This is a genomic window from Blastococcus xanthinilyticus, assembly GCF_008124835.1.
Classification (GTDB): Bacteria; Actinomycetota; Actinomycetes; order Mycobacteriales; family Geodermatophilaceae; genus Blastococcus; species Blastococcus xanthinilyticus.
In genome coordinates this window covers 191477-216542 of the sequence record NZ_VNHW01000001.1, presented here as the reverse complement: position 1 = coordinate 216542, position 25066 = coordinate 191477, and the positions used below count along the sequence as shown (strand labels likewise).

Sequence of the window (25066 nt, the reverse complement as noted above, 5' to 3'; positions counted from 1 at the left end):
CGGCGGAGCGCCCGTCCTGGGGCGGCGTCGTGTCGCTGAGTCTCGGGATCCTCGCGATCGTCATGTCGGAGTTCCTCCCGGCCAGTCTGCTGCCGCGCATGGCGGAGGACCTTCGCGTGTCGGCCGGTGCGGCGGGACAGGCGGTCAGCGTCACCGCGTTCGCCGCCGCGCTGTCTGCGCTGTTCATCTCGGTGGTCCTGCCGCGTGCCGACCGGCGCCGCGTCATGATCGGGCTGACGCTTCTCGCGGCGATCTCGAACCTCATCGTCGCGGTCGCGCCGAATCTGGTCGTGCTGCTGTCCGCGCGGCTGCTGCTGGGCGTCGCCCTCGGCGGGTTCTGGGCGCTGGCCACCTCGATGGCCGCGCACCTCGTGCCCCCCGATCATGTCGGACGCGCCCTGACCGTCATCAACTCCGGCGTGGCGGCCGCAACCGTCGCAGCCGTCCCGCTCGGCGCCTGGCTGGGCGGGGTCTGGGGCTGGCGGGGCGTGTTCGTGCTCGGCGCCGGTGTCGCCGTGGTCGCGCTGGCCGTGCAGGCGGCAACGCTGCCGAGCGTCGCTCCCACGGCGGCGAGCGGAGTCCGGGCGCTGGGGTCGGTCCTGCGCTCCGGCGTGGTGCTGTTCGGTCTGCTCGCGGTCCTGCTGGTCTTCGGCGGTCACTTCAGCGGCTTCACCTACATCCGGCCCGCCGTGGAGAGCATGTCCGGGATCGACTCCGGCGGCCTGGCCCTGCTGTTCCTCGTGTTCGGCCTCGCCGCCTTCCTCGGCACGGCGCTGAGCGGCCCGGTGGCCGACCGTGCGCCGCAGGTCGGGCTGCTCCTGTTCCCGGCTGTGCTCGGGATCGGGATGCTGGCCCTGCTGGCCGTCGGCGGTTCGGTCGTCGGCCTGTTCGCCGCAGCCGTGCTCTGGGGCTTCGGCTTCGGAGGCGTGCCGACGACGGTGCTGAGCTGGGGCGCCAGGATCGAGCCGACGCGCCTCGAGCAGATCGGTGGGCTCATCGTGACGGTCTGCAACGTCGCCATCGCCATCGGCGCGGCTGTCGGTGGGGTGCTCGTCGACGGCATCTCGGCCGGATCGCCGCTGCTGGTCGGTGGTGCCGCATCGATCGCGGGTGCCGGAGTGCTGGTGGCCCTGCGCCGCCTGGGTTGAGGGCCCGCTCGTGCTGCTGATCCGCTGTCCAGTCGGCCGACAGCCGGAGGTGGGTGTCGGCGTGGTCCATCCCGGCGGTGGAGACGGCGTAGAGCTGCTGGCCGGAACGGCCTCCGGCTCGGGGGTGTCGACGACGTCGAGGACTTCTGGGCCGCCGATGGGGTTGATCTGCACGGTTCGCATGCTGCGCGGCCATGGCCTCGACCGCCGGGAGCACCAGGGCCGGACAGGCGGACCACTCAGCGCGGGGCCATCCGGAAGACGGGCCAGCCGATCTCGGTGCGCCAGGCGGCCGGGTCGGGGGTGTCCCGTGGGCCGACGAGGTAGGTCTCGCGAACAGGGCCGGCGACGGCGAGCGCGTTGCCCACCACCCAGGTGCCGAGCTCGCCGTAGGTGACGTCGATGTCGTCGTGCTCCCCGGCGTGGGTGGTGACCGCCAGCTCCACGCTGGGCAGGGTGACCGGATGCACCCGGCCGCTGCGCGGCGGTTCCGCCGTCGGCCGGTACACGAGCAGGCGCCCGCGGCCCTCCTCGAACAGCGCGTTGTCGTAGAGCCCGCCCGGGGGACCGGTGGGCTCGCGGACGACGGCGTCCAGCTCGGCCATGGCGCCGGCGTACCAGCCGAGCACCTCTTCGTGCGCCACGTCGTCCTCGACCGCGGCCACCGTCGTCGCCGGGACCGCGCGCAGCTCGACGTCCAACGGGGCCGGCTCCGGCCGGAGCAGCCGGCGCAGCGACGCCACCGCGCCGCGGGTGCGGTCCAGCTCGGACTCGAGCCGCCGCAGGTGGTCGGCGACCAGGCCGGCGCGGGTGCGCGGGTCGGGTGAGCGCAGGATCCGCTGCACGTCGGGGAGCGGGACGTCGAGCTCGCGGAGCCGGTGGATGACCTGGGCGGTCGGGATCTGCTCCGCGCTGTAGTAGCGGTAACCGCTCGCGGGGTCCACGGTCGCGGGCTCGAGCAGGCCGGCGTCGTGGTAGCGGCGCAGCGTGCGCACGCTGAGGTGGGTCAGCCGGGAGAACTCACCGATCGCCAGCATGCGTGCACTGTGCACCCTCTCCCCGGGGGAGGGTCCAGCGCTTGACCCTCCCGCGCCGGCAGGCCGCACCGTGGGGCCATGACCATCCCGGACACCATCCAGCCCGACCAGCTCCCGGCCCCGATCCGCAGCTACCTGGCGGCGCACGACGCCGGCGACGCGGACACCGCGCTGCGCGCCTTCACGCCCACCGCCGTGGTCGTCGACGACGGCGTGACCTACCGCGGGACCGAGGAGCTCCGCCGCTTCCTGGCCAAGGCCGGAGCCGAGTACACGTACACCAGCACCCTCGTCGGTGCGCAGCGCACCGGCGACGGGCACTGGGTCGCCACGAAGCACCTGGAGGGCGACTTCCCCGGTGGCGTCGTCGACCTCCGCTACCGGTTCGCGATGGACGGCGACTCCATCGAGGAGCTCGTCATCGCGCCGTCCGAGGCCGAGGCCCGCACGGGCAAGCCCACGGTGGTGCTCGTGCACGGGGCCTTCGCCGACTCGTCGAGCTGGAACGGCGTGGTCGCCCAGCTGCGGCGGGACGGCTATCCGGCGATCGCGGTGGCCAACCCGCTGCGCTCCCTGGACGGTGATGCGCAGTTCCTGCGCGACGTCCTGGACACCGTGGACGGACCGATCGTCCTCGCCGGCCACTCCTACGGCGGCAGCGTCATGAGCGAGGCCGCCGACGGGCACCCGCGGGTGAAGGCGCTGGTGTTCGTCGCCAGCTTCCTGCTCGACGAGGGGGAGAGCACCGGCGAGCTGGCCGGGAAGTTCCCCGGCAACGAGCTCGGCTCGGCCCTGCGCCCCGTGCCCGTCCGCCGCCCGGACGCGCAGACGGTCGACGACCTCTACATCGAGCAGGAGAAGTTCCGGCCGATCTTCGCCGCGGACGTGCCGGCGGACGTCGCCGAGCTGATGGCCGTCACCCAGCGGCCCATCATCGGCGATGCGCTGGCGGACAAAGCGACGAAGGCGGCCTGGAGGACGATCCCGTCCTGGACCCTCGTCACGCTCCAGGACCTCGCCGTCCCGGCGGACGCGCAGCGGTTCATGGCGGAGCGGGCGTCGTCGCACGCCGTCGAGGTCGACGCCTCCCATGCCGTGACCGTCTCCCGGCCCGACGTCGTCGCCCGCCTCATCGACGAGGCCGCCCGCGCGACGGCCGCCTGATCCACGGGCCCCGTCGGCCGGACCGCTCCGCCTCCCGGGTGGAGCGGCCCGGCACCGGACCGGGAACTCCCATGCAGGTTCTGGAGCTGGTCGGCGTCTTCGCCTTCGCGGTCTCCGGCGCGCTGACCGCGATCGGCCGGGACTTCGACGTCGTGGGCATCGCGTTCCTCGCGGTGATCACCGCTCTCGGCGGCGGCATCGTCCGCGACGTCGTGCTCGGTGACACGCCACCTCCGGCGTTCACCGGGTGGCAGTACCTGGTCGTGGCCCTGACGGCGGCCGCGGTCACGTCCGTCGCCCACCCCTGGCTCGGGCGGCTCGGCAGACCACTGCTCGTCTTCGACGCGGCGGGCCTGGGCCTCTTCTGCGTCGCGGGGACCGAGAAGGCGCTCGACGCCGGGCTCGCGCCCGTGGCGGCCGCGCTGCTCGGGGTGACGACCGCCGTTGGCGGCGGCGTCCTCCGCGACGTGCTGGCGCGCGAGACCCCGGCGCTGTTCCGCCCGGACTCCGAGCTCTACGCGGTCTCGCACGGTTCTGCGAGGAATCCACCCCCGTGCTGCACCGCGGCGACGACGTGCGGGTGGACCTCGCGCAGGCATCGTGGAGCAGCCACGACGACCGAGCCGTGACCCCCGTCAGGCAGTACGTACCAGCCCCTCCTGGTAGGCGATGACGACCAGCTGCGCCCGGTCGCGCGCGCCCAGCTTCGTCATCGCCCGTTGCACGTGGGTGCGGACCGTCAGGGGGCTCACGACCAGCCGCTCGGCGATCTGCTGGTTGGACAGGCCGTGCGCGGCCAGGCCGGTGATCTCCCGCTCGCGGTCGGTCAGCGACGGGAGCAGCCCGCGCGGCAGGTCGCCGATGCCGTCGGGGCTCGCGAGGAAGCGGTTCACCAGCACCCGGGTGGCGGCCGGCGAGAGCAGCGCCTCTCCACCTACGACGGTCCGGATGCCGTCGAGCAGACCGGCGGGCGAGACGTCCTTGCCCAGGAAGCCGCTCGCCCCGGCCCGGAGCGCGTGCGCCACGTGCTCGTCGGACTCGAAGGTGGTCAGGATCAGCACCCGCGTGCCGGCCAGGCCGGGGTCGGAGCAGATCTGCCGGGTCGCGGCCAGCCCGTCCAGGACCGGCATCCGGATGTCCATCAGGACGACGTCCGGACGGTGCCGCTGGGCGAGATCGACCGCCTCCGCGCCGTTGGCGGCCTCCGCGACGACCGTCAGGTCGTCCTCGGAGTCGATCAGCATGCTGAACGTCGAGCGCAGCAGCGCCTGGTCGTCCGCGAGCAGCACCCGGATCATCGGGGTCCCTCCCAGGGCTCCAGCGGGACGGTGAAGGTCACGGCGTACCGCTCGGACCCGACCGGGCCGGCCACCACCGTGCCGTCCAGCGCGAGCGCGCGTTCGCGCATCCCGATCAGCCCGTAGCCCGATCCCGCCGGCCCGGGTCGGACCCCGGTGTTCTCGACGTGGACGCAGAAGGCGTCCTCGGTGCGGCGCACGGTGATCGTCACGGACGGCCGGACCGCGTGCTTGGTGACGTTGGTCAGGGCCTCCTGGACGACCCGGTGGGCGGTGACGTCGACCAGCCGGGGCAGGCGCGCCGGCGATCCCTCGCGGACCACCGTGACGTCGATGCCGGCCGCCCGGCAGGGCTCGACCAGTTCGTCGAGCTGGTCGAGCCCCGGTGCCGGCACGGTGTCCACCGGGGGGTCGTCGTCGGAGGTGCGCAGCACCGCCACGGTGGCCTTGAGCTCCTGGAGCGCCGCCGACGTGGAGACGCCGAGCCCGGCCAGCAGCTCCCGGGCCTGCTCGGGACGCCGCTCCAGCAGGTGCTCCGCGGTGCCGGCCTGCGCGTGGGCCACGGTGAGGTGGTGGGCGACGACGTCGTGCAGCTCCCGCGCGATGCGCAGTCGCTCCTCGCCCACCCGGTGCCGGACCTCGTCGTCCCGGCTGCGCTCGGCGTCCTCGGCGCGGGCCCGGACCACGTCGAGGTAGGACCGCTGGGCCTGGGCCGTCCGGCCGGCGAACACCGCCGGCAGCAGCCACAGCGCGACGCCGACGGTGCGCAGCACCAGCGAGCCCCCGGTGGGCGTGTCCGTCAGGCCGCCCAGGATCACCGCGGCCACCGCGGACCCGGTCCACCAGGCGACCGCCCGCACCGACCCGACGACCGCGAGCCAGTACAGGCAGCCGATCAGCGGGGCCAGCAGCAGCGGCGTCGGCAGGTAGCCGAGCGCGCACGCGGCGGTCTCGCAGCAGATCGCGACGGCCGTCGCGGCGCGCGGCCACCGGGCGGCGAGGAGCAGCGCGCCGCTGGCGACCAGGCTGAGCAGCACGCCGGGCACGAGCACGGCCGGACCGATGATCCCCTGGGTGCCGATGCTGGCACCGAGGGCGGCGAAGAGGAACGCCACGAGCGCGGCCGCCGCGTTCCGCACCCCGATCCGGCCGGTGCTCATCAGCGGCTGCTCAGCGCCAGGTCGGGTCGCGCCTCGGTCGGGGTGGAAGCCAGTGCGGTGCCCTCCACGTCGACGTGCGGCAGGAGCCGGTCGAGCCAGCGCGGCAGCTCCCACGCCCGCTCACCGAGGAGCTGCAGGACGGCGGGCACCAGCGTCAGGCGGACGACGAACGCGTCGAAGAAGACCGCTGCGGCCAGCCCGAGACCCACCATCTTGATCAGCGGTTCCGAGGCCGCCGCGAACCCACCGAAGACCGCGACCATGATCACCGCTGCGGCGACCACGACCTTCGAGCTCTGCCCGAAGCCGGTGACGATGGCCTCCCGGGCCGGCACACCGTGCGCGTGCGCCTCACGCATCCGCGACACCAGGAACACCTCGTAGTCCATCGCCAGCCCGAACACGATCCCCACCAGGAGGATCGGCATGAGGCTCATGACCGGGCCGGTCTGCTCGACACCGATCAGATCACCTGCCCAGCCCCACTGGAAGACCGCGACGATCACCCCGATCGAGGCGAACAGGGAGAGCAGGAAGCCGACCGCGGCCTTGATCGGCACCCAGATCGAGCGGAACACCACCAGCAGGAGCAGCACCGCCAGGCCGACGACGAGCGCGACGTAGGGCACGAGCGCCGACTGGGTCTTCTGCGCCATGTCGATGTCGAGCGCCGTCGTCCCGGTGATCTCGTAGCTCACGCCCTGGTCGCGCTCCACGGCCGAGCGGTCGGCGCGCAGCGACTCCACCAGCGCCTCGGTGCGCTCGTCGGTCGGCCCGGTGGTGGGGACGGCGGTGAGGACGGCGGTGTCCCCCTGCTGGTTGAAGGTCGGCGTCGACACCGACACCACGCCGTCGGTGGCCGCGACGCTGTCGGCGGCGGCCGCCACCGCGGTCTCCGGATCTGCGGCGCCGCGCGCGTCGACCACCACCGTGAGCGGACCGTTGGAGCCGGGCCCGAACGCCTCGGCCCGCAGCTCGTAGGCCCGGCGCTCGGTGGCCGTGGTCGGCAGCGTGGCATCGCCGGGGGTGCCCAGCTGCAACGACAGCGCCGGGACGGCGACGGCGGCGAGCACCGCCACCCCGGCCACCGTGACCAGGAGGGGGCGGCGGCGCACCAGCCGCATCCACGTCCGGGCCACCGGGACGCGGGGCGAGGTGCGCCCGCCCCGCCGCTGCGCCCGCGACCGGACCCGGTTCGGGAACATGCCCAGCAGCGCCGGGACCAGGGTCAGCGCCACCAGGACGGCGACGACGACGGCGCCGGCGGCGGCCAGCCCCATCTTCATCAGCGACGGGATGCCGACCACGAACAGCCCGGCGAGCGCGATCACCACCGTCGTCCCGGCGAAGACGACCGCGGATCCGGCGGTGCCGACGGCGCGACCGGCGGCCGTCTCGGCGTCGTCGTCGGTGAGCCGTTCCTCCTGGTACCGGGAGACGACGAACATCGCGTAGTCGATGCCGACCGCGAGCCCGAGCATCAGCGCGAGCATCCCGCTGGTGATCGCCATGCCCAGTGGGCCGGCGAGTGCCCAGATGCCGAGGAACGAGACGGCCACCCCGACGATCGCCGTCACCAGCGGCAGCCCAGCGGCCACGAGGGAGCCGAAGGTCATCAGCAGGACGACGGCCGCGATGGCGACCCCGAGGAGCTCGGTGGCGCTCATGCTGGTCGGGGTCCTGAGCGCCGAACCGCGCATCTCCGCGGTCAGCCCGTCGTCCCGGGCCTGCTCCACCGCCGCCTCCAGCAGGGCGCGCGACTCGTCGGTGACCTCCGCCGACGGCACGTCGTAGCTCACCGACGCGAAGCCGGTCGAGCCGTCGGCGCTGATGCTCGCGCCCGCCGAGGGTGGCACGACCCGCATCACCTGCCGGCTGTCGGCGACGGTGGCCAGCGCCGCCTCGACCGCAGCCTGGTTCGCCGGCGCCTCCAGCGACCCGCCGTCGGGAGCGACGAAGACCAGGGTGGCCGACGCGCTGTCCGCCGGAGTGCCCGGGAAGCGCTCCGCGAGGAGGTCGAAGGCGTCCTGCGACTCGATCCCGGGGATCGTCGCCAGGGTGGTCACCGGCCCCTCGGACGTGACGGCGGACGTCACCGCCCCGGCGAGGACGAGCACCCAGAGCACAGCGACCGACCACCGCCGACGGAAGGAGAAGCGGCCGAGACGATCGAGCAGACCTGCCATGTCGGAGCACCCCAGCTGTCGTGGTTGTCCCGAGCAGCGTTGCGTCCCGGCAGGGGTCCCGTCGTCGTGCAGACGCAGGCTTCGGCTACGCAGATCGCAGTAGGTGGGAACCGGGCCCGCCGGGGTCTTCGCGGGCAGCTGCGGCGGCGACGGACCGCTCGGCGGGTGGTTCGGTGAGCCCTGTCGTCGTCCCATGCCCCTGGAAGGAGCGCCGTGGTGCTCACCTATGCCGCGCGAGCAGTGTCGGCGGCCCCGCGCCGTGAGCTGTGGTCGTTGCTGCTCGACGCCGCCAGCTGGCCGAGCTGGTCGGCCGTCGACGAGCTGGTCCTAGAGGAGTCCGAGGGGCTGGCACCCGATGGCCGTGACGGCGTCGGTGCCACCCGGGCCTTCCGCACCGGCAGGGTGGTCACGGTCGAGCGCATCACCGCTCTCGACCCTCCCCGGCGTCTCGCCTACGAGGGAGTGCGCAGCGCCTTCATCTCCGACTACGCCGCGGTGATCGAACTGGACGAGACGTCGTCCGGGGGGACGGTCATCCGGTGGTCAGGCAGCTACACCGCTCGCCGGGGCACCGGGTGGCTGATGCGCCGCATCATGCGCGGCATGATGCAGAGGATGGCCGACGGTCTGGCGTCCTCCTCGTCCGCGCAGTGAACCGCGTCCGTGTCCCGGGGCGCCGTGCGGTCCCGGGCCACCGTGCGGAGTCGCCGCACGTCGATCAGGCGCCATAGCGCGCGACCATCGTCCGCACGGCCTCCTCGATCGCATGGTGTGGGCCAGCGACGTCCTGTCGTAGCCGCTCTCGAGGAACAGTGGAGGTCAGGCGGCGCAGGACGCCATGGGAGCGAGCTCCGACTCTCTCCGGACGGGCGGCAGGCGGCGAGTGGAGGAGGGCGGTGCGGATCAGGCGATGGCGCGACCTACCTCTGGAGACTCCGGGTGGTGGGTGTCGGCGAAGTTCCCGCCGGCGGTGGCGACGTCCGGGAGCCGGGCGGCCAGGACGTCGGCGTAGACGAACGACTCGTTGAGCCGCACCAGTGCGTACGCGAGATCCCACGGTTCTACCGTCAACTCGGGGCCGGACTCCTCCATGTCGTGGCGCAGCAGGTTCTCGACGAACGCGATGCACCCGGGCTGCACAGGACCCGGCGGATCGGTGAGCACGCGGATCGCGCGGGTCGGCTCCTGGTCGAGCCGCCGTCGGAGCCCGGTCGCCTCTGCCAGCATCAGGTCCACGTGCCGGCCGGTGCCCGCACACAGCGGTGCCCCGGCCGGTCGCTCCGCCTCCCGCCGGCGCAGGCCCGTCGTCAACGACCGCTCGGACGAGCCCCTGACCCCGCCGAGCGGCGGGTCAGGGGCCGTTGCCCGAACCGTGCGGATCAGATGGACGCCGGCGCCGCGACGCCCGGGGCGGCCCGGACCAAGTGCTCGGTTCGCTGCCGGGGGATGAGTGAGATGACGAGCGCCCCGAGCACCGCGGGCACGATGAAGGCGTAGAAGCCTGCCTTCGGGGAGGTGAACGCGACGGTGACCGCAGACAGGTACAGCGGTCCGGCGATCGCGCCGAGCCGTCCGACGCCCAGGCTGAAGCCCAGCGCCGTGCCGCGCAGCCGCGGCTCGTGGTAGCGGGCCACGTAGCTGTTCACCAGGTTCTGCGTGCCCAGCGCGCCCAGACCCGCAGCCGCAGCCATGACCAGCAGCAGCCAGCGTGCCTGCGGCGTGGAGAGCACCAGGAAGGCGGCGGCGGCGACCAGCGCGCAGCCGACGGTGATGGCCTGGAGACGGCCACGGTCGGCCAGTGCGGTCACGACCAGGGTGCCGAGGATCGCGCCGGCGTTGAACGTGATGAGGAACTCGAGCGAGGAGTTCAGGTCGTAGCCGGCGTTGACCATGAGCGTCGGCAGGAAGGTGCTGGCGCCGTAGACGACGACGAGGCCGAGGAAGGTGGCGGCCCAGAAGAGCAGGGTGGCCCGGCGGTTCGCGGGGGCGAGCAGCTGGGCGGCCCGGCTACCGGTGGCCGCGGGCGAGAGCTCGGACGCCAGGTGGACCACCGGGGCACCCCCGGGGACCAGGCGCCAGACGAGCGGGAGCAGCACGACGGCGACCGCGCCGATCAGGAACAGCTGCTGGAAGGGTGCCGAGCCGAGCAGGGCGCGAGCGGCGAACGCGGCACCCAGGCCGCCGAAGGCGACACCGGTCATCGCGATCCCCACCCACAGGCTGCGGCGGGTGGACGGGGCGGCCTCCGTGACGACCGCGACCACCAGCGGGATCAGCGCGCCGAGGCCGATGCCGACGGCGAAGCGCGTGAAGGCGAAGAGCCCGAGGCTGGGGGCGACCGCCGAGGCCGCCATCCAGAGCGAGACCCAGGCCAGGCTGAGCATCATCGGCAGCCGGCGGCCGTAGACGTCGCCGGCCCACCCCGCGACCACGGCACCCAGGGCGCCGCCGACCGCGGTGATGCTGCCCAGCATGCCGAGGGTGGCCGGGGTGGCGCCCCAGGGCTCGTACTGGAGGAGGGAAGGACCGACGGCGCCGAGGATGAACAGGTCGTACCCGTCGATGAAGAGGACGAGCACGCCGAGCAGCAGGACGGGCCCTGATCGTTGGTGCTGCGGGGTACCGGTGGCCATGACGGATTTCCTCCAGGAGTGAGCGGGATCACTGCGTGGGGAGAGAGTGCGAGGCGGTGATCCGGCGCACCCAGGGCAATTTCACCCAGTGGTACGAGCCGTCAGCCAGACGTCAGGGGTAGGCGCGGACCGCTGCGCTGAACAGCGCGGGATACCGCCCGCGCCACCGCCACGACGGCCGGAGCGATGGTCGCCGGTTGCAGCGACGCGGTCGGGGCGACGACCGACAGCGCGGCGATGACCGTCTGCTGGCCGTCGAGGACGGGCGCCGCCACCGATGACATCGGCTCGGGGTGCTGCAGCGACGCCACGGCCACGCCTTCCCGTCGCACGCGGGCCACGGTCCGCCGGAGCTCGTCGGGGGACAGGCTGCGCCGCTCCGCCGGCAGCGGCAGATCTCCGGCCATCACCTCCTCCTGCAGTTCCCGGGGGCCGAACGCGAGAAGCACAAGCCCCACGCCGGTGGCGTGCAGGGGGATTCGGCCGCCGACCCGGAAGAGGACCTGTCCCGCCCGGTGCGCGGACAACCGTTCGACCAGGACGGCCTCCCGCTCGTCCCGGACCGCGAGGAGCACGTGCTGTCCGGTCGCGTGGTGCAGGTCCTCCATGAACGGCAGCGCGGCCGACCGCAGCCCGTGGCCCCGGGGGGAGAGCGAAGCGACCTCCAGCAGTCGCAGGCCGATCACGTAGTCGCCGTCCCCCGTGCGCTCCAGGGCGCCCCAGGCCGCGAGCCGGCGAGCGAGCCGCAGCGTCGTCGCCTTCGGCAACCCGGCCCGGGTGCTGAGCTGGGCGAGCGACAACGCGTCGCCGCGGTTCTCGAAGGCCGCCAGCAGACGCAGCGCCCGGTCGATGACCGCCTCGCCCGGCGCCGCACCGTCGGCTGCCGCAGGTCGTCCCGCCACCGCCATCTCCTCCCGATCGGTCCACTGGATGAAACCACCGTGTTGTGGCCCCCGTCACCCCACCGAGACTTCCGGCATGAGCGCAGCCTCCCGAGCCGCACAGCCGGCCCCCGATGTCGTGGAGACCGACGTCGTCGTCGTCGGCGGGGGCCCCGTCGGTCTCACGCTGGCCCACGAGCTCGGCAGCCGCGGGATCGACGTCGTGCTGATCGAGCCGCGCACCGAGCCGGACAGGTCGTCCCCGCGGTGCAAGCAGGTGAACCCGCGGTCGATGGAGCACTTCCGCCGGCTCGGGATCGCCGACGCCGTCCGTGCCGCCTCGGAGCTGCCGTTCGGCTGGTCGGACTCCGCCGTCTTCTGCACCAGCCTCACCGGGCACCAGATCGAGCGGTTCGACGGCGTGTTCGCCCTGTCCGACGTGCCCCGCTCGGAGCTTCCCGAGCCCGCGCAGTGGACGGCTCAGTACCGCCTCGAGGCAGCGCTGCGCGAGACGTTGGCCGACCGTCCCACCGTCACCGCCCGGTACGGCGAGCGGGTCGTGGACGTCGAGCAGGACGGGACGTCGGTGCACGTCACCGTCGAGGACGCCGAGGGCCACCGTTCGCTCGTCCGCGGTCGGTACCTCGCCGCCGCCGACGGCGGCCGCAGTGGCGTGCGCCGCACCCTGGGCATCCCGCTCGGGGGGCGGACCCACGCGATCCCGAACCTGCAGGCGGTCTTCGACGCCCCCGGCCTGGGGGAGCGGCACCCGCAGGGCCGGGCCGTGCAGTACTGGGTGCTCAACCCCGAGGTCAGCGGTCTGCTGGGCCGGTTGGACACCGCGGACAGCTGGTGGGCGATCATCATCGGTGCACCCCTGGACGCGACGCCGGGGTGGACCGAGCAGGCACTGCGGACGATGGTCGGCGCGGACGTGCCGATCCAGGTCCGCTCCCAGGATCCCTGGACGGCGCGGATGCTCATCGCCGACCGCTACCGGGACGGGCGCTGCTTCCTCCTCGGCGATGCCGCCCACCTCAACCCGCCCTGGGGAGGGTTCGGGGCCAACACCGGTATCGGCGACGCCGTCGACCTCGGCTGGAAGCTCGCCGCCCACCTCTCCGGCTGGGGTGGTGAGCAGCTGCTGGACTCCTACGAGGCCGAGCGCAGGCCCGTGGCCGCTGCGGCCATCGCCGAGGCCGAGCGCAACATGGCGGTGCTGACGCCGGAACTGGCCCGCCCGGACCTCGACGGTGACGGGCCCGCCGCACACGATGCGCGCCTCGCCGCTGCCGACGCCGTCCGGCGGGCGAAGACGTCGGAGATGTACACCTCGGGCTTCGTCCTGGGCACGGGCTGCCCGGAGTCCCCCCGCGTCGTCCCCGACGACCGTCCCGCACCTGCGTCGGAGACCTCGGTCTACCGGCCGTCGGCCGCGCCCGGCATGCGGTTGCCGCACCTGTGGCCGGCCCCCGGGGAGTCGCTGTACGACCGCCTCGGTCCGGGACTGACCCTGCTGGAGGTCGGCGCATCCCCGGCGTCGGAGTCCTGGCGCTCCGCGGCCGCGAGGCGAGGGCTGCCGCTGCAGGTGCTCCGGCTGAACCGTCCCGACGCGCACGCCCTCTTCGGCGCCCGCTACCTGCTCGTCCGGCCCGACGCCCTGGTGGCCTGGCGGGACGACGAGCTCCCCGCCGACCCCGGCCCACTGCTGGACCACGTCCGAGGCGCGGTCCACATCGACCCCGCGACGGACGCCGACCGGCCGTCCGCCGCCCACCTCAGCCGCGCTGACTGATCCACCCGACCGACCGCCCCCTCCACGAGAGAAGCATCGTCATGGCTCTGCACCGCCTCACCTCGATCACCATGGGCGTGCCCAACGTCGAGGAGACCGCCGCCTACTACACCGACTTCGGGCTCACCCCGGTCGGGGACGGCTGGTTCGCCACCCGCGACGGGGGCCGCCAGCTGCGCATCGTCGCGACACCGACCCGCCGGCTGGTGGAGCTGCACGTCGGCGCCGACGACGCCGACGACATCGCCCGCGTCGCCAGCAACCTGCGCCGCATGGGCATCGGCGCCGTCGCGGGCCCGGCCGCCGTCACCGCCACCGAGAAGGCCACCGGTGTGCGCGCCACCGTCGAGATCGCCCCGCGGGTGGAGCAGAACGCGGTGGCGGCCACCGCCTACAACGGCCCGGGCCGCTACGAGCGCACCGGCGCCCGCGCGCCGGGCGTGCTGCGCACCGACCGCGTCCAGCCGCGCAAGCTCGGCCACGTCGTCGTCGGCTCCACCGACGTCGCGGTCACCCAGGCGTTCTTCACCGAGGGCCTCGGGTTCAAGCTGTCCGACGTCATCAAGGGCGAAGGCGCGTTCATGCGGTGCTCGGTCGACCACCACAACCTGCTCGTGCTGCGCGCCCCGGTCACCTTCCTGCACCACTCCTCCTGGCAGGTCGACGACGTCGACGAGGTGGGCCGCGGCGCCATGGCCATGCTCGAGGACGACCCCGATCGGCACGTGTGGGGCCTGGGACGCCACCACGCCGGCTCCAACTTCTTCTGGTACCTCAAGGACCCCGCCGGCAACTTCTCCGAGTACTACTCCGACATGGACTGCATCGTCGACGACCAGCTCTGGACCCCGGAGATCCTCGAGGGCGCCAAGGGCCTGTTCAACTGGGGCCCGCCGCCGCCGGCGTCCTTCCTCAAGCCTGAAGACCTCGCCGCCCTCATGACCGGCGCCCACAGCAACGCCTGACCCGCACCCTGCGCCCGATCGGCCGACGCAGCGGCTGCGGGTTGCGATCGAGAGGAGTACCAGGATGGATCCGATCCACGGCGGCACCGGCCGTACGGCGATCACGAACGTGCGCGTCTTCGACGGCTGGGGGCTGACCGACCTCACCACCGTCGTGATCGAGGACGGCCGGATCGTCGACCTCGACGGCGGCGACCCCAGCGGCGCCACCGTGGTCGACGGGGCGGGCGGGACGCTGCTGCCCGGGCTCATCGACGCCCACGTGCACGTGCGCACGCCGGAGGACCTCGACCGGAGCCGCGACGCCGGGGTGACCACCGTGCTGGACATGGCCAGCTGGCCGCCGTCGCTGATCGACTCGCTGCGGCACCGGCCCGGCCGGACCGACGTCCGCAGCGCCGGGGCCCCGGCCAGCGCGCCGGGCGGTCCGCACACCACCCACATGGGCTATCCGCCCGACTCGGCCCTCGCGGGGCCCGAGCAGGCGGAGGCGTTCGTCGCTGCCCGGGCCGCCGAGGGGGTCGACTACGTCAAGCTCATCGTGGAGGACCCGACCCTCGTGGGTCCGGCGGCGCTGGACCAGCCGAGGCTCGACGCGCTGGCCGCCGCGGCCCGAGCCCGGGGGCTGCGCACGATCGCCCACGCGACGAGCCCCCTGGCGACGGAGATGGCGGTGAGCGCGGGCGTGGACATCGTCACCCACGTGCCGATCGGCCGGCCGCTGGACGCCGACCTGGTCGCGCGGATGGTCGCCGGGGGAGTGGCCGCCGTTCCGACCCTCACCATGATGTCGGCGGTCGCCGACGTCCTCGGCCGCGCACCGGGGGGGCCGCCGGTGGACTTCGTCCGCGCCCGCGCTTCCGTCGCCGAGCTGCACCGCCAGGGCGTGCCCGTCCTGGCCGGTACCGACGCGAACCTCGATCCCGGCGCGCCGGCCAACGTTCCGCACGGGGTGGCACTCCACAGCGAGCTCGAGCTCCTCGTCGACGCCGGCCTGTCGACCGTCGAGGCGCTGCGGGCGGCCACCGTCCTGCCGGCCGAGCACTTCGGCCTGACGGACCGGGGAGTGATCGCTCCCGGCCGCAGGGCCGACCTGGTCCTCCTCGACGGCGATCCCGTGGCCGACATCCGGGCGACGCGGGCCGTCCGCGCCGTGTGGTGCGCCGGCATCCAGGCCGGCATCTAGCCCGCCGTCGTCCGCCCCTGAGGTATCGGGGCGGACGACGGCGGTGGGCGCGCTCCTCCCGCGTCAGTCCCCGCGGGCGAGCCGGGGCAGCAACCCTGTCGCGTTGCGGGTCGTGAGCGCGCGCCAGGTGTCCCGCGGCGGCTGCTCCGCGGCGTCGATCGAGGCGACCTGCGCGAGGGCGCCGTCGAAGGGCGTCCAGCACCAGTCGCTGCCGTACAGCAGGTGCTCGTCGCCGAAGGCCGCGGTCAGGGCCGGGACCTGCCGCGGGAACGGCGTACCGGCCATGTCGAACCACAGCCGGCGGAGCTGTTCGGGCACCGGGCCTCCGTCGTCGCCGGCCGGGTCGCCGCCGCCGAACACGGTGCGGAAGAGCTCGATCCGGTCTGCGAGCAGGGGCAGTGCGCCGCCTCCGTGCGTGAACACCCACTGGATCCGGGGGTAGCGGGCCAGGACGCCGCTCAGCGCGAGGTCGGCGACCGTGCGGGTGGAGTCGAAGATGAACTCCAGCATGGGCCGTGGCCGTCCGAGCGAGACCGCCTCCCAGCGGGGCGGCGAGGTCGGATGGACGAAGGTGACCGCGCCGCGGCGGTCGAGTTCGGCCCAGACCGGTTCGAGAGCAGGATGACCCAGGTAGGTGCCGTGTGCGTTGGTCTCCACTGCCACGCCGTCCGCGCCGAGGACGTCGAGGGCGTACGCCAGCTCCGCCAGCGAACCCTCGACGTCGGGTAGCGGCAGCGAGGCGAAGGAACCGAACCTCCCGGGGTGGTCGCGCACGATGCCGGCGGCGAACTCGTTCACCTCCCGGGCCAGTTCGCGCGCGGCGTCGTCGTCGCCGAAATGCGTGCCGGGCGACGAGATCGACAGGACCGAGGTCCGGATCCCGGCGCGGTCCATGAGTGCGAGGTGCGTGCCGACGTCCCAGCTCGGCCACTCCGCCATGCCGTCCGGGAACTCGTGACCCGCCGCCCGTGCGGCGGCCACGTAGCGGTCGGTGACGAAGTGCGCGTGCACGTCGATCAACTGGTCGGCGGGGGTGGGTGTCGTCATGAGTTCACCTGCACGGTCGAGAGGACGGCGGCGCGCCACTGCGCGGGGCCGAAGTCATCGGCCTCCACGACGGGGCGGTGGTGCGGGGCGGCCGGCGTCGGGCCGGCACCCTCGAACTGCATTCGGCTCTCGGGGGCGGACCGGGATGCCACCAGCGTGCGGGGCACGCCGATGTCGCAGGACTCGATGCCCCCGAAGGTCCCGACGAGGTCCCGCAGGGCGCGCTCGAGCTCCGCGACGTCGCGGGCGGTGGTGCCGTCCCGCCAGGTGAAGGTGACCAGGTGCTGGATCGCCACGGCAGCGCCTACCCCGTGATGCCGGCCGGCGCGGCCGTGCTCAGCTGGGCGTCCAGGTCCCCGAGGAGGCGGTCGACCCCGTCGCGATCGGCACGCCCGAAGAGGTAGAAGTCCGGCCGGACCAGCATCGCCACCTGCCCCGCTGCGCGCATCGCGGGCAGGTAGCCGCCGTGCACGTCGACGTAGCGGTCCCCGTCGTCGCTCCCCGGGCTGGAGAGCGGGACGACCCGGACGTCCCACCGGGCCAGCAGCTCCCGTGCCGGGTCGCTGAGATCGGTCGCGGAGAGGCCGTCGGTGAGCAGGGTGAAGCCCGGTCCGTCGAGCAGCTCGTCCAGCAGGCGCTCGTCCGCACCGCGCCGGACGGGGTGCTGCTCGCCCAGTTCCCCGGCCCCCGGCGAGGGGGCGCCCGCCGCGTCGCGGTGCACGATCCCACCGCTCAGCCCGCTCGGTGGCGGCTCGGGCATCACGACGGCGGGGTCGGCGCCACCGGCGATCATGCGGGCGTCTCGCTCCGCCGCGAGCTCGGGGTCGAGCACGCAGATGATCTTGCCGAGCTCGACGGACATGTGGATGGCGTGCTGCAGGTGGGCGCGCCGCTCCTCGGTGTAGCTGTCCAGCAGTGCCTCGGGAGCACGGTCCCGCAGCACCAGGTCGAGCTTCCACGCCAGGTTGGCGGCGTCGCGGATGCCCGAGCACATGCCCTGCCCGGCGAACGGCGGCATGAGGTGGGCGGCGTCGCCGGCCAGCAGCAGCCGCCCCTCGTTCCACTGCTCGGCCCAGCGGGCCTGGAACGTGTAGACCACGTGCCGCTCCAGGGTGCTGTTCTCCGGGGTGCGGCCCCAGGGCTCGAGCAGGCGCCAGGCGGTCTCGGGAGTGTTGAGCTCCTCGACGGTCTCGCCGGGGAGCCGCATGAACTCCCAGCGCCGGCGCCCGGGACCGCCCGAGACGAGCGTGGTGGGTCGGGCCGGGTCGCAGAGCTGCCAGTTCATCGGGCCGGTCCACGGTTCGTCGTCCTTCGGGACGAGGTCGCAGATCAGCCAGTCGAAGAAGAAGCCCAGGTCCTCGGTGCGGGTGCGCATGTGCTGGCGGACGAAGCTGTTGGCGCCGTCCGCGCCGATCACGTAGCGGGCGCGCGTGGTGTGCGCCTTGACCGTGGGCCCGCTCCACGTCAGCTCGACGTGGTCGGGGTGGTTCACGAGCTGCCGCACCTCGGCTCCCCGGTGCACCCGGACGGTGTCGACCTCCGTCACCGCCGCCGCCAGGACCTCTTCCAGCTGCGGCTGGGTGAAGAAGCTCACCACCGGCCAGCCCCCGGGACCCGGCCCGCTCCAGTCGATCCGGACCAGCGCCTCACCTGCCGCGTTGCGCCACTCGTAGTGGTCGGGCACCGGCGCAGAGATGTCCCGCAGCCGGTCGGCGATCCCGGCCGACTGCAACAGGCGGCCGACCTCGCTGTCGAACACCACGGCCCGGGGCCGCGGGTACGGCGCCGGCTGGCGTTCCAGGACGACGACATCGTGTCCCTGTCGTCCCAGCAGCAGGGCCAGCATCTGGCCCACGGGGCCGAAACCGACGATGGCGACGTCGTGCACCGTGCTCATGGCGTTCTCCTGTTCTCGCGCAACACGGACGGGCGGCGCGAGGCCGCGGGGGAGTGCGTGGTTCTGGTCGGCCGGACGGACGATCAGGCGGGAGGCGCGGCGACGAAACGCTGGCGCAGCTGGCCGATGCCGCTGATGGTGGAGACGAGTTCCTCGCCGGGCTGCAGGAAGCGCTGGGGGTTGCGGCCCAGGCCGACGCCGGCGGGGGTGCCGGTGAACAGCACGTCGCCGGGCAGCAGGGGCAGCTTGGCCGAGAGCTTGGCGATCATCGCGGGGACGGAGAAGATCAGGTCGCGGGTGCGGCCCTTCTGCACGGTCTCGCCGTCGATGGCGCAGCCGATCTCCAGGTCGTCGGGGTTCTCCAGCTCGTCGAGGGTGGCCAGCCAGGGGCCCATCGGGCCGAAGCCGGGCAGGGACTTGCCGAGGCTGAACTGCGGGGACGGGCCGGCGGTCTGGGTGATCCGCTCGGAGAGGTCCTGTCCGACGGTCAGCCCGGCGACGTGGTGCCAGGCCTGGTCCTCGCTGATGTTGCGGGCGGTCCTGCCGATGACGGCGACCAGCTCGACCTCCCAGTCGGTGTTGCCGCCCGGCGGCAGCTCGACGGTGGTGACCGGGCCGGTGAGGCAGGACGCCCACTTGGTGAACATCACGGTGGGGGCGTCGGGCACGGCGAAGCCGGACTCGGCGGCGTGCTCGGAGTAGTTCAGCCCGATGGCGAGCACCTGCCGCGGCGCCGGCGCGGGCGCACCCAGGTCCGTGACGGCGAACCGCTCGGCACCCGACAGGTCGGCGCTCGGGGCCCATTCGCTGAACTCGGCCCACCGGTCGTAGACGGCCTGGACGTCGGGACCGAACCGGCCCCCACTGGCGCGCTCGACATCGAGAGCAGCACCGCCGTCAGCGGTGACCAGGACCAGGCGGCCGGCGAGGTTGGCGATACGCACGAGGATCTCCTCCAGTCGGGTTCCGCACCGGCTCCGACGGTCGATCCGCCGCCACGTGCGATGGAGCACACGGAACCACAAGATGTCTACTTTCGAAAGTAGGCACCAGATAAGAAATCAGTTAGGTTGTCCCCATGACCAAGAGCGGATCCGGCGGAACGCGGGCGGACGAGGTGTACGCGCGGTTGCGCACCGAGGTGCTCGCCGGGCGCTCGCGTCCCGGCCAGCGGCTCAAGTTCCCCGAGCTCATCGCGACGTACGGGGTGAGCGCGGGCGTCCTCCGCGAGGCGCTCGGCCGCCTCGTGTCGCAGGGGCTGGCGCAGGTGCAGCCGCACCAGGGCTTCGTCGTGACGCCGCTGTCCCACAGCGACCTCCGGGAGCTGACGGCGGCAAGGGTCGACCTCGAGGTGCTGGTGTTCCGTCGCGCGGTGGAGGACGGCGATCTCGCCTGGGAGTCCCGCGTCATGGCGGCTCACCACCTCCTGGAACGCACACCGCTGCACATCCCGGACGAGCAGGACCAGCTCAGCGACGAGTGGGCGGCCGCGCACGCCGACTTCCACCGGGCGCTGCTGGAGGGGTGTGGCAACCGCCGGCTGCTCGAGATGGCCTCGAGCCTGCGCGAGGAGGCCGAGCTCTACCGCCGCTGGTCGGTATCCCTCGGCAACGAGCCCGATCGGGACGTGGCCGGCGAGCACCGGGCGCTGCGCGACGCAGCGGTGGCACGAAACCCTGCCGAAGCCGGCCGGCTGCTCGCCGAGCACATCGAGCACACCGCCGGTCTGCTGGTCACCTGCGCTGTCGACGAGCACGACCCGGGCGAGTCCTCGAGCGAGGTCGCCTGAGCGGGCACGTCGGTGCCGTGCCCTCCACCTGTTCCACCACGCCTCGACGCCTATCCCAGGAGCTGACCCCGTGCCCACCCCCTTGCGTGCGCTCGCCCGTGTCCTGAGCGGATCCACCTACGCCCTGCTGGGCGCCGACGCTCTCCGGACCCCCGGGGGGCGGGTCGACCAGGCCGGCCCCACGCTGGCGCTGATGCGTCGGGCCCTCCCCATGCCCGCGGACGACGAACTGGTCGTCCGGGCCAACGCCGCCGTCCAGCTGGGCGGCGGTGCGCTGCTGGCCCTGGGCGTGCTGCCGCGGCTCTCGGCGCTGGCACTCGCCGGCTCGATGGTCCCCACCACGCTGGCCGGCCACGCCTTCTGGTCCATCGAGGACCCGGCCGCCCGCAAGATGCAGCGCATCCAGTTCCACAAGAACCTCGCGATGATCGGCGGCTTGCTCTTCGCCGTCCTCGACCGCCCGTGACCGGGCCGGGACGGTCGACGAAGCCGGGAGGCGGCATGTTCTCCAAGGTCCTCGTGGCCAATCGCGGGGAGATCGCCGTCCGCGCGTTCCGCGCGGCGTACGAACTGGGCGCGGGCACGGTTGCGGTCTTCCCGTGGGAGGACCGCAACTCCGTGCACCGGCTGAAGGCCGACGAGAGCTACCAGATCGGCGAGGAGGGGCACCCGGTGCGGGCCTACCTGTCGGTCGACGAGGTCGTCTCCGCCGCGCAGCGGTCGGGTGCGGACGCCGTCTACCCCGGCTACGGCTTCCTCTCGGAGAACCCGGAGCTCGCCGAGGCGTGCGTGCGGGCCGGCATCACCTTCGTGGGGCCGCCGGCATCGGTGCTGGAGCTGACCGGCCACAAGGCGCGTGCCATCGCGGCGGCACGATCGGCCGGCCTGCCCGTGCTGGCCTCGACCGAGCCCAGCGCCGACCTCGACACCCTGCTGGCCTCGGCCGGGCAGCTGCCGTTCCCGGTGTTCGTCAAGGCGGTTGCCGGCGGCGGTGGGCGCGGGATGCGTCGTGTCGAGTCGCAGGAGGAGCTGTCGGGCGCAGTGCAGGCGGCGATGCGGGAGGCGGAGTCGGCGTTCGGGGACCCGACGGTCTTCCTCGAGCAGGCCGTCGTCGAGCCGAGGCACATCGAGGTGCAGATCCTGGCCGATGGCGCCGGGAACGTGGTGCACCTGTTCGAGCGGGACTGCTCGGTGCAGCGCCGTCACCAGAAGGTGGTCGAGCTCGCGCCGGCCCCGGACCTCGACGAGGGTTTGCGGGAGCGGATGTGCGCGGATGCGGTCGCCTTCGCCCGTGCCATCGGCTACGTCAACGCCGGGACGGTGGAGTTCCTGCTCGACCGGCAGGGCCGGCACGTCTTCATCGAGATGAACCCGCGGATCCAGGTGGAGCACACGGTCACCGAGGAGGTCACCGACGTCGACCTGGTGCAGAGCCAGCTCCGCATCGCGGCAGGGGAGACCCTTCCCGACCTCGGTCTGACCCAGGACGCGATCCAGCTGCGCGGCGCAGCGCTGCAGTGCCGGATCACCACGGAGGACCCGGCCAACGGCTTCCGTCCCGACACCGGCCGGATCACCACCTACCGGTCCCCGGGCGGAGCCGGGATCCGGCTGGACGGCGGGCCCTCGCTGGGCGCCGAGGTCGGCGCGCACTTCGACTCCATGCTGGTCAAGCTGACCTGCCGCGGCCGCGACTTCCCCGCCGCGGTGGCCCGGGCCCGCCGGGCAGTGGCCGAGTTCCGCATCCGCGGCGTGGCCACCAACATCCCGTTCCTGCAGGCGCTGCTCGACGACCCGGACTTCGCCGCCGGCCGGGTGACGACGTCGTTCATCGAGCAGCGGCCGCACCTGCTGGTCGCGCGGACCTCCGCCGACCGCGGCACCCGACTGCTGACCTACCTGGCCGACGTCACGGTGAACCGGCCGCACGGGGAGCCCCCGCACCTGGTCGACCCGGTGGCGAAACTGCCCGCCGTCGACCTGCGCACCCCACCGCCGGACGGCTCCCGGCAGCGGCTGCTCGCCGTCGGCCCGGAGCGCTTCGCCGCCGATCTGCGGACGCAGACCGCGCTGGCGGTGACGGACACCACGTTTCGCGATGCCCACCAGTCGCTGCTGGCCACCCGGGTGCGCACCAAGGACCTGCTCGCCGTGGCCGGGCACGTGGCTCGCACGACGTCGCAGCTGTTCTCCCTCGAGGCGTGGGGCGGCGCGACCTACGACGTCGCCCTGCGGTTCCTGCACGAGGACCCGTGGGACCGGCTGGCAGCCCTCCGGGAGGCGGTGCCCAACGTCTGCCTGCAGATGCTGCTCCGGGGACGCAACACCGTCGGCTACACGCCCTACCCGGAGGCGGTCACCGAGGCCTTCGTCCGCGAGGCGGCGACCACCGGCATCGACGTGTTCCGGATCTTCGACGCGCTCAACGACGTCGAGCAGATGCGCCCGGCCATCGATGCGGTCCGCGGCACGGGGACGGCGGTGGCCGAGGTGGCGCTCTGCTACACCGGCGACCTCTCCGATCCGCGGGAGGATCTGTACACCCTCGACTACTACCTGCGGCTGGCCGAGCGGATCGTCGGCGCCGGCGCCCACGTGCTGGCGATCAAGGACATGGCCGGCCTGCTCCGCCCGCCGGCGGCCGCCCGCCTGGTCACCGCGCTGCGCGAGCGGTTCGAGCTGCCCGTGCACCTGCACACCCACGACACCGCCGGCGGCCAGCTGGCCACCCTGATGGCCGCGTGGCAGGCGGGGGTGGACGCCGTCGACGGCGCGGTGGCCTCGATGGCCGGTACGACGAGCCAGCCGCCGCTGTCGGCGATCGTCGCCGCCACGGACGCCACGGAGCGGGCCACCGGACTGGACCTTGCCGCGGTGAACGACCTGGAGCCCTACTGGGAGGCGGCGCGGCGGGTGTACGCGCCGTTCGAGTCTGGGCTGCCCGCACCGACCGGGCGGGTGTACACCCACGAGATCCCCGGCGGGCAGCTGTCCAACCTGCGCCAGCAGGCGATCGCGCTGGGGCTCGGGCAGCGATTCGAGGAGGTCGAGGACGCCTACGCCGCCGCCGACCGGCTGCTCGGCCGGCTGGTCAAGGTCACCCCGTCGTCCAAGGTCGTCGGCGACCTGGCGCTGCAGCTCGTGGGGTCGGGCGTGACCGTGGAGGACTTCGCGGCGGATCCGGGGAAGTACGACCTGCCGGACTCGGTGATCGGCTTCCTGCGCGGGGAGCTCGGCGACCCGCCCGGCGGCTGGCCGGAGCCATTCCGCGCCCGTGCGCTGGAGGGCCGCCGCCCCGCCGGGCCACCCGCCGAGCTCACCGACGACGACGTCCGCGGCCTGGCAGAGGCGCCACGGGAGACGCTCAACCGCCTGCTGTTCCCGGCGCCCACCCGCGACTTCTCCGCCCACCAGGAGCAGTACGGCGACGTGTCGGTGCTGCCGACCGAGCAGTTCCTGTACGGCCTGCGCGCCGGGACGGAGCACGCCGTCGACCTCGAGCCCGGGGTGACGCTCCTGCTGGGCATCGAGGCGGTCGGCGACCCCGACGAGCGGGGCATGCGCACGGTCATGGGCACACTCAACGGGCAGCTGCGGCCGGTCAGCGTGCGCGACCGCTCGGTCGACGCGCAGGTCAAGGCTGCTGAGAAGGCCGACCGCGACGATCCCGGTCAGGTCGCCGCACCGTTCGCCGGTGTCGTGACGCTCCAGGTCGTCGAGGGCGCTCGCGTCGACGCCGGGCAGTCGATCGCCACGATCGAGGCCATGAAGATGGAGGCTGCCGTCACCGCGCCTGTCGCAGGCACCGTGCAGCGCCTGGCCATCGGGCCCGTCCAACAGGTCGAAGGCGGCGACCTGATCGCCGTCATCGGCTGAGCCGGTGGATCGTCGATCCCGTCCGCCGTCATCGTTCTCGTTCTCTCAACGGAGGTTCGTGCATGGACAAGGTAAGGGCGTCCGCCGAGGAGGCGGTCGCCGACATCGGCGAGGGCGCGACACTTGCCGTCGACGGTTTCGGGTTGTGCGGTGTGCCTACGCGCTGATCGACGCGCTGCCGGCCCAGGGCGCCGACCAGCCGGTGTGGCCGTGAGGACCGGTCAGCCAGGCCTGCGGCACCCTCGGCCCGGTAGCGGCGCACCCTTTGTAGACCGTCTGCCGACTGACGCCCAACCGCTTGGCAACCTCGCCGGGACGGTGACCGGCCAGGGCGCGATCGACGAGCAACCTGCAGGCAGAGACCGTCGTGCTGGCATTAGCGTGACCCACTGAGACCTCCGGTTCGGAACGGCGACGTCAAGCACCGCCACTCCTTTCCGGAGGCCTCCGTGATCAAGCCGCCACGCCGGCAGTCGACAACGTCCGTGGTCACGACACCTTGCGCTTGCCCGCGGTGTGCCGCACCCAGCCGGTACAGCTCTGCCTCCGTCTGCCCTCCGGGCCTCCAGCGATCCGCATCCCGGAGGGCGGCACCTCGGCCGGACGTGCTGTCGTTCCCGCGGGACCAGGTGGGCAGGGTGGAGGTCTCTGTCGCCGAAGGGGTCCGTCGGCCGGTCAGGTCAGTGGGCGACAGCTAGCGGTGGGTGTCGGCGTAGTCCACGCCGGGGATCGAGACGTCGTAGACCTCTTGGCCGGGACCGGCCTCCGGCTCGGGGACGTCGACGACGCCCAGGACCTCTGGGCCGCCGACGCGGGTGATCTGCACAGCACGCATGTCGCTGGGGCCAGGGGCTCGGCAGCCGCTGTCCGACAGTGGGCGACCGAGGAGGAGTCGCCGCGACGAGGGTTCCTACCCGTCGGGAATGCTCTGGCCGGCCGATGGGTCCTGCGGCGTCGGGTCACCGGTCGGACCAGGTCGCCTCAGACGGCCCGGGTGCGTGGGT

Annotated in this window: 23 protein-coding genes; 11 read left to right on the top strand and 12 right to left on the bottom strand. The window is 73.4% G+C overall.

Features of this window, described 5'->3' with window-relative positions:
* The first annotated feature begins 29 nt into the window (after positions 1-29).
* A complete protein-coding gene (locus tag BD833_RS01055) occupies positions 30-1148 on the top strand; it encodes an MFS transporter (RefSeq protein ID WP_208092265.1) in 1119 nt (372 codons plus the stop codon).
* Positions 1149-1387: 239 nt separating this feature from the next.
* Here BD833_RS01055 and BD833_RS01050 read toward each other — a convergent pair whose 3' ends face one another.
* Positions 1388-2185 carry a MerR family transcriptional regulator gene (locus BD833_RS01050; protein WP_166531270.1) on the bottom strand — a complete coding sequence of 266 codons (798 nt, stop codon included), beginning with the start codon at positions 2183-2185 and terminating at the stop codon, positions 1388-1390.
* A 78-nt stretch (positions 2186-2263) separates the two neighbouring features.
* Between BD833_RS01050 and BD833_RS01045 the strand changes: the two genes are divergently transcribed.
* Together BD833_RS01045 and BD833_RS01040 are read left to right on the top strand one after the other, a co-directional pair.
* Positions 2264-3349 (top strand): alpha/beta fold hydrolase, encoded by a 1086-nt coding sequence (locus tag BD833_RS01045; protein WP_166531269.1) that lies wholly within the window; start codon positions 2264-2266, stop codon positions 3347-3349.
* A 71-nt stretch (positions 3350-3420) separates the two neighbouring features.
* Entirely contained in the window at positions 3421-3978 is a 558-nt protein-coding gene (locus BD833_RS01040) for a trimeric intracellular cation channel family protein (RefSeq protein WP_166531268.1), read from the top strand.
* A 6-nt stretch (positions 3979-3984) separates the two neighbouring features.
* Here BD833_RS01040 and BD833_RS01035 read toward each other — a convergent pair whose 3' ends face one another.
* Genes BD833_RS01035 through BD833_RS01025 form a run of 3 tightly spaced genes read right to left on the bottom strand, consistent with a single transcriptional unit; the run spans position 3985 to position 7993 of the window.
* The gene (locus BD833_RS01035) at positions 3985-4647 is read right to left on the bottom strand and encodes a response regulator (protein ID WP_166531267.1); all 663 of its coding nucleotides are present in this window, start codon (positions 4645-4647) and stop codon (positions 3985-3987) included.
* Positions 4644-5807, bottom strand: coding sequence for a sensor histidine kinase (locus BD833_RS01030; RefSeq protein ID WP_166531266.1), 1164 nt, complete (start codon positions 5805-5807; stop codon positions 4644-4646). The genes BD833_RS01035 and BD833_RS01030 overlap by 4 nt, the downstream gene beginning before the upstream one ends.
* Entirely contained in the window at positions 5807-7993 is a 2187-nt protein-coding gene (locus BD833_RS01025; RefSeq protein ID WP_166531265.1) for an MMPL family transporter, read from the bottom strand. Before BD833_RS01025 ends, BD833_RS01030 begins: the two co-directional genes overlap by 1 nt.
* A 213-nt stretch (positions 7994-8206) precedes the next feature.
* Between BD833_RS01025 and BD833_RS01020 the strand changes: the two genes are divergently transcribed.
* Positions 8207-8647 carry an SRPBCC family protein gene (locus BD833_RS01020; protein ID WP_208092264.1) on the top strand — a complete coding sequence of 147 codons (441 nt, stop codon included), beginning with the start codon at positions 8207-8209 and terminating at the stop codon, positions 8645-8647.
* Positions 8648-8896: 249 nt separating this feature from the next.
* On the opposite strand, the gene BD833_RS01015 is transcribed toward BD833_RS01020, so the two are convergent.
* From BD833_RS01015 to BD833_RS01005, 3 genes are all read right to left on the bottom strand, one after another.
* Positions 8897-9304, bottom strand: coding sequence for a QsdR family transcriptional regulator (locus tag BD833_RS01015; RefSeq protein ID WP_279535986.1), 408 nt, complete (start codon positions 9302-9304; stop codon positions 8897-8899).
* Between the two features lie 68 nt (positions 9305-9372).
* On the bottom strand, positions 9373-10626 hold the full coding sequence (locus BD833_RS01010) for an MFS transporter (RefSeq protein ID WP_166531263.1): 1254 nt from the start codon (positions 10624-10626) through the stop codon (positions 9373-9375).
* A 101-nt stretch (positions 10627-10727) separates the two neighbouring features.
* Positions 10728-11528, bottom strand: coding sequence for an IclR family transcriptional regulator (locus tag BD833_RS01005; RefSeq protein WP_243737367.1), 801 nt, complete (start codon positions 11526-11528; stop codon positions 10728-10730).
* Positions 11529-11604: 76 nt separating this feature from the next.
* On the opposite strand from BD833_RS01005, the gene BD833_RS01000 reads away from it, so the two are divergent.
* The 3 genes from BD833_RS01000 to BD833_RS00990 all read left to right on the top strand — a co-directional run bounded on the left by BD833_RS01000 (position 11605) and on the right by BD833_RS00990 (position 15453).
* Entirely contained in the window at positions 11605-13302 is a 1698-nt protein-coding gene (locus BD833_RS01000; RefSeq protein ID WP_208092263.1) for an FAD-dependent oxidoreductase, read from the top strand.
* A 41-nt stretch (positions 13303-13343) separates the two neighbouring features.
* On the top strand, positions 13344-14267 hold the full coding sequence (locus tag BD833_RS00995) for a VOC family protein (RefSeq protein ID WP_166531261.1): 924 nt from the start codon (positions 13344-13346) through the stop codon (positions 14265-14267).
* Between the two features lie 64 nt (positions 14268-14331).
* On the top strand, positions 14332-15453 hold the full coding sequence (locus BD833_RS00990; protein WP_166531260.1) for an amidohydrolase family protein: 1122 nt from the start codon (positions 14332-14334) through the stop codon (positions 15451-15453).
* Between the two features lie 63 nt (positions 15454-15516).
* Here the strand turns inward: BD833_RS00990 and BD833_RS00985 are convergent, their stop codons facing one another.
* The 4 genes from BD833_RS00985 to BD833_RS00970 form a co-directional block, all read right to left on the bottom strand.
* Complete coding sequence (locus BD833_RS00985; protein WP_166531259.1) at positions 15517-16500, bottom strand: amidohydrolase family protein; 984 nt, start codon at positions 16498-16500, stop codon at positions 15517-15519.
* Positions 16497-16796 (bottom strand): antibiotic biosynthesis monooxygenase family protein, encoded by a 300-nt coding sequence (locus tag BD833_RS00980; RefSeq protein WP_166531258.1) that lies wholly within the window; start codon positions 16794-16796, stop codon positions 16497-16499. The genes BD833_RS00985 and BD833_RS00980 overlap by 4 nt, the downstream gene beginning before the upstream one ends.
* Positions 16797-16804: 8 nt before the next feature.
* Positions 16805-18397, bottom strand: coding sequence for a bifunctional 3-(3-hydroxy-phenyl)propionate/3-hydroxycinnamic acid hydroxylase MhpA (mhpA, locus tag BD833_RS00975; RefSeq protein ID WP_166531257.1), 1593 nt, complete (start codon positions 18395-18397; stop codon positions 16805-16807).
* Between the two features lie 83 nt (positions 18398-18480).
* On the bottom strand, positions 18481-19341 hold the full coding sequence (locus BD833_RS00970; protein WP_166531256.1) for a fumarylacetoacetate hydrolase family protein: 861 nt from the start codon (positions 19339-19341) through the stop codon (positions 18481-18483).
* Between the two features lie 134 nt (positions 19342-19475).
* Between BD833_RS00970 and BD833_RS00965 the strand changes: the two genes are divergently transcribed.
* From BD833_RS00965 to BD833_RS23360, 4 genes are all read left to right on the top strand, one after another.
* Positions 19476-20186, top strand: a complete 711-nt coding sequence (locus BD833_RS00965; protein WP_166531255.1) for a GntR family transcriptional regulator — start codon at positions 19476-19478, stop codon at positions 20184-20186.
* A gap of 70 nt (positions 20187-20256) precedes the next feature.
* Positions 20257-20652, top strand: a complete 396-nt coding sequence (locus BD833_RS00960; protein WP_166531254.1) for a DoxX family membrane protein — start codon at positions 20257-20259, stop codon at positions 20650-20652.
* Between the two features lie 35 nt (positions 20653-20687).
* The gene (locus tag BD833_RS00955) at positions 20688-24062 is read left to right on the top strand and encodes a pyruvate carboxylase (protein ID WP_166531253.1); all 3375 of its coding nucleotides are present in this window, start codon (positions 20688-20690) and stop codon (positions 24060-24062) included.
* Positions 24063-24124: 62 nt separating this feature from the next.
* The gene (locus BD833_RS23360) at positions 24125-24229 is read left to right on the top strand and encodes a CoA-transferase (RefSeq protein WP_341770572.1); all 105 of its coding nucleotides are present in this window, start codon (positions 24125-24127) and stop codon (positions 24227-24229) included.
* A gap of 527 nt (positions 24230-24756) precedes the next feature.
* Here BD833_RS23360 and BD833_RS00945 read toward each other — a convergent pair.
* A complete protein-coding gene (locus BD833_RS00945) occupies positions 24757-24897 on the bottom strand; it encodes a Zn-dependent oxidoreductase (protein ID WP_166531252.1) in 141 nt (46 codons plus the stop codon).
* Between the last annotated feature and the right edge of the window lie 169 nt (positions 24898-25066).

Excerpts from the sequence above, each read along its gene's own strand:
- BD833_RS01050 (WP_166531270.1), bottom strand. The coding sequence starts at position 2,185 with ATGCTGGCGATCGGTGAGTTCTCCCGGCTGACCCACCTCAGCGTGCGC.
- BD833_RS01045 (WP_166531269.1), top strand. The coding sequence starts at position 2,264 with ATGACCATCCCGGACACCATCCAGCCCGACCAGCTCCCGGCCCCGATC.
- BD833_RS01040 (WP_166531268.1), top strand. The coding sequence starts at position 3,421 with ATGCAGGTTCTGGAGCTGGTCGGCGTCTTCGCCTTCGCGGTCTCCGGC.
- BD833_RS01035 (WP_166531267.1), bottom strand. The coding sequence starts at position 4,647 with ATGATCCGGGTGCTGCTCGCGGACGACCAGGCGCTGCTGCGCTCGACG.
- BD833_RS01030 (WP_166531266.1), bottom strand. The coding sequence starts at position 5,807 with ATGAGCACCGGCCGGATCGGGGTGCGGAACGCGGCGGCCGCGCTCGTG.
- BD833_RS01025 (WP_166531265.1), bottom strand. The coding sequence starts at position 7,993 with ATGGCAGGTCTGCTCGATCGTCTCGGCCGCTTCTCCTTCCGTCGGCGG.
- BD833_RS01010 (WP_166531263.1), bottom strand. The coding sequence starts at position 10,626 with ATGGCCACCGGTACCCCGCAGCACCAACGATCAGGGCCCGTCCTGCTG.
- BD833_RS01000 (WP_208092263.1), top strand. The coding sequence starts at position 11,605 with ATGAGCGCAGCCTCCCGAGCCGCACAGCCGGCCCCCGATGTCGTGGAG.
- BD833_RS00995 (WP_166531261.1), top strand. The coding sequence starts at position 13,344 with ATGGCTCTGCACCGCCTCACCTCGATCACCATGGGCGTGCCCAACGTC.
- BD833_RS00990 (WP_166531260.1), top strand. The coding sequence starts at position 14,332 with ATGGATCCGATCCACGGCGGCACCGGCCGTACGGCGATCACGAACGTG.
- BD833_RS00985 (WP_166531259.1), bottom strand. The coding sequence starts at position 16,500 with ATGACGACACCCACCCCCGCCGACCAGTTGATCGACGTGCACGCGCAC.
- mhpA (WP_166531257.1), bottom strand. The coding sequence starts at position 18,397 with ATGAGCACGGTGCACGACGTCGCCATCGTCGGTTTCGGCCCCGTGGGC.
- BD833_RS00965 (WP_166531255.1), top strand. The coding sequence starts at position 19,476 with ATGACCAAGAGCGGATCCGGCGGAACGCGGGCGGACGAGGTGTACGCG.
- BD833_RS00955 (WP_166531253.1), top strand. The coding sequence starts at position 20,688 with ATGTTCTCCAAGGTCCTCGTGGCCAATCGCGGGGAGATCGCCGTCCGC.
- BD833_RS23360 (WP_341770572.1), top strand. The coding sequence starts at position 24,125 with ATGGACAAGGTAAGGGCGTCCGCCGAGGAGGCGGTCGCCGACATCGGC.
- BD833_RS00945 (WP_166531252.1), bottom strand. The coding sequence starts at position 24,897 with ATGCGTGCTGTGCAGATCACCCGCGTCGGCGGCCCAGAGGTCCTGGGC.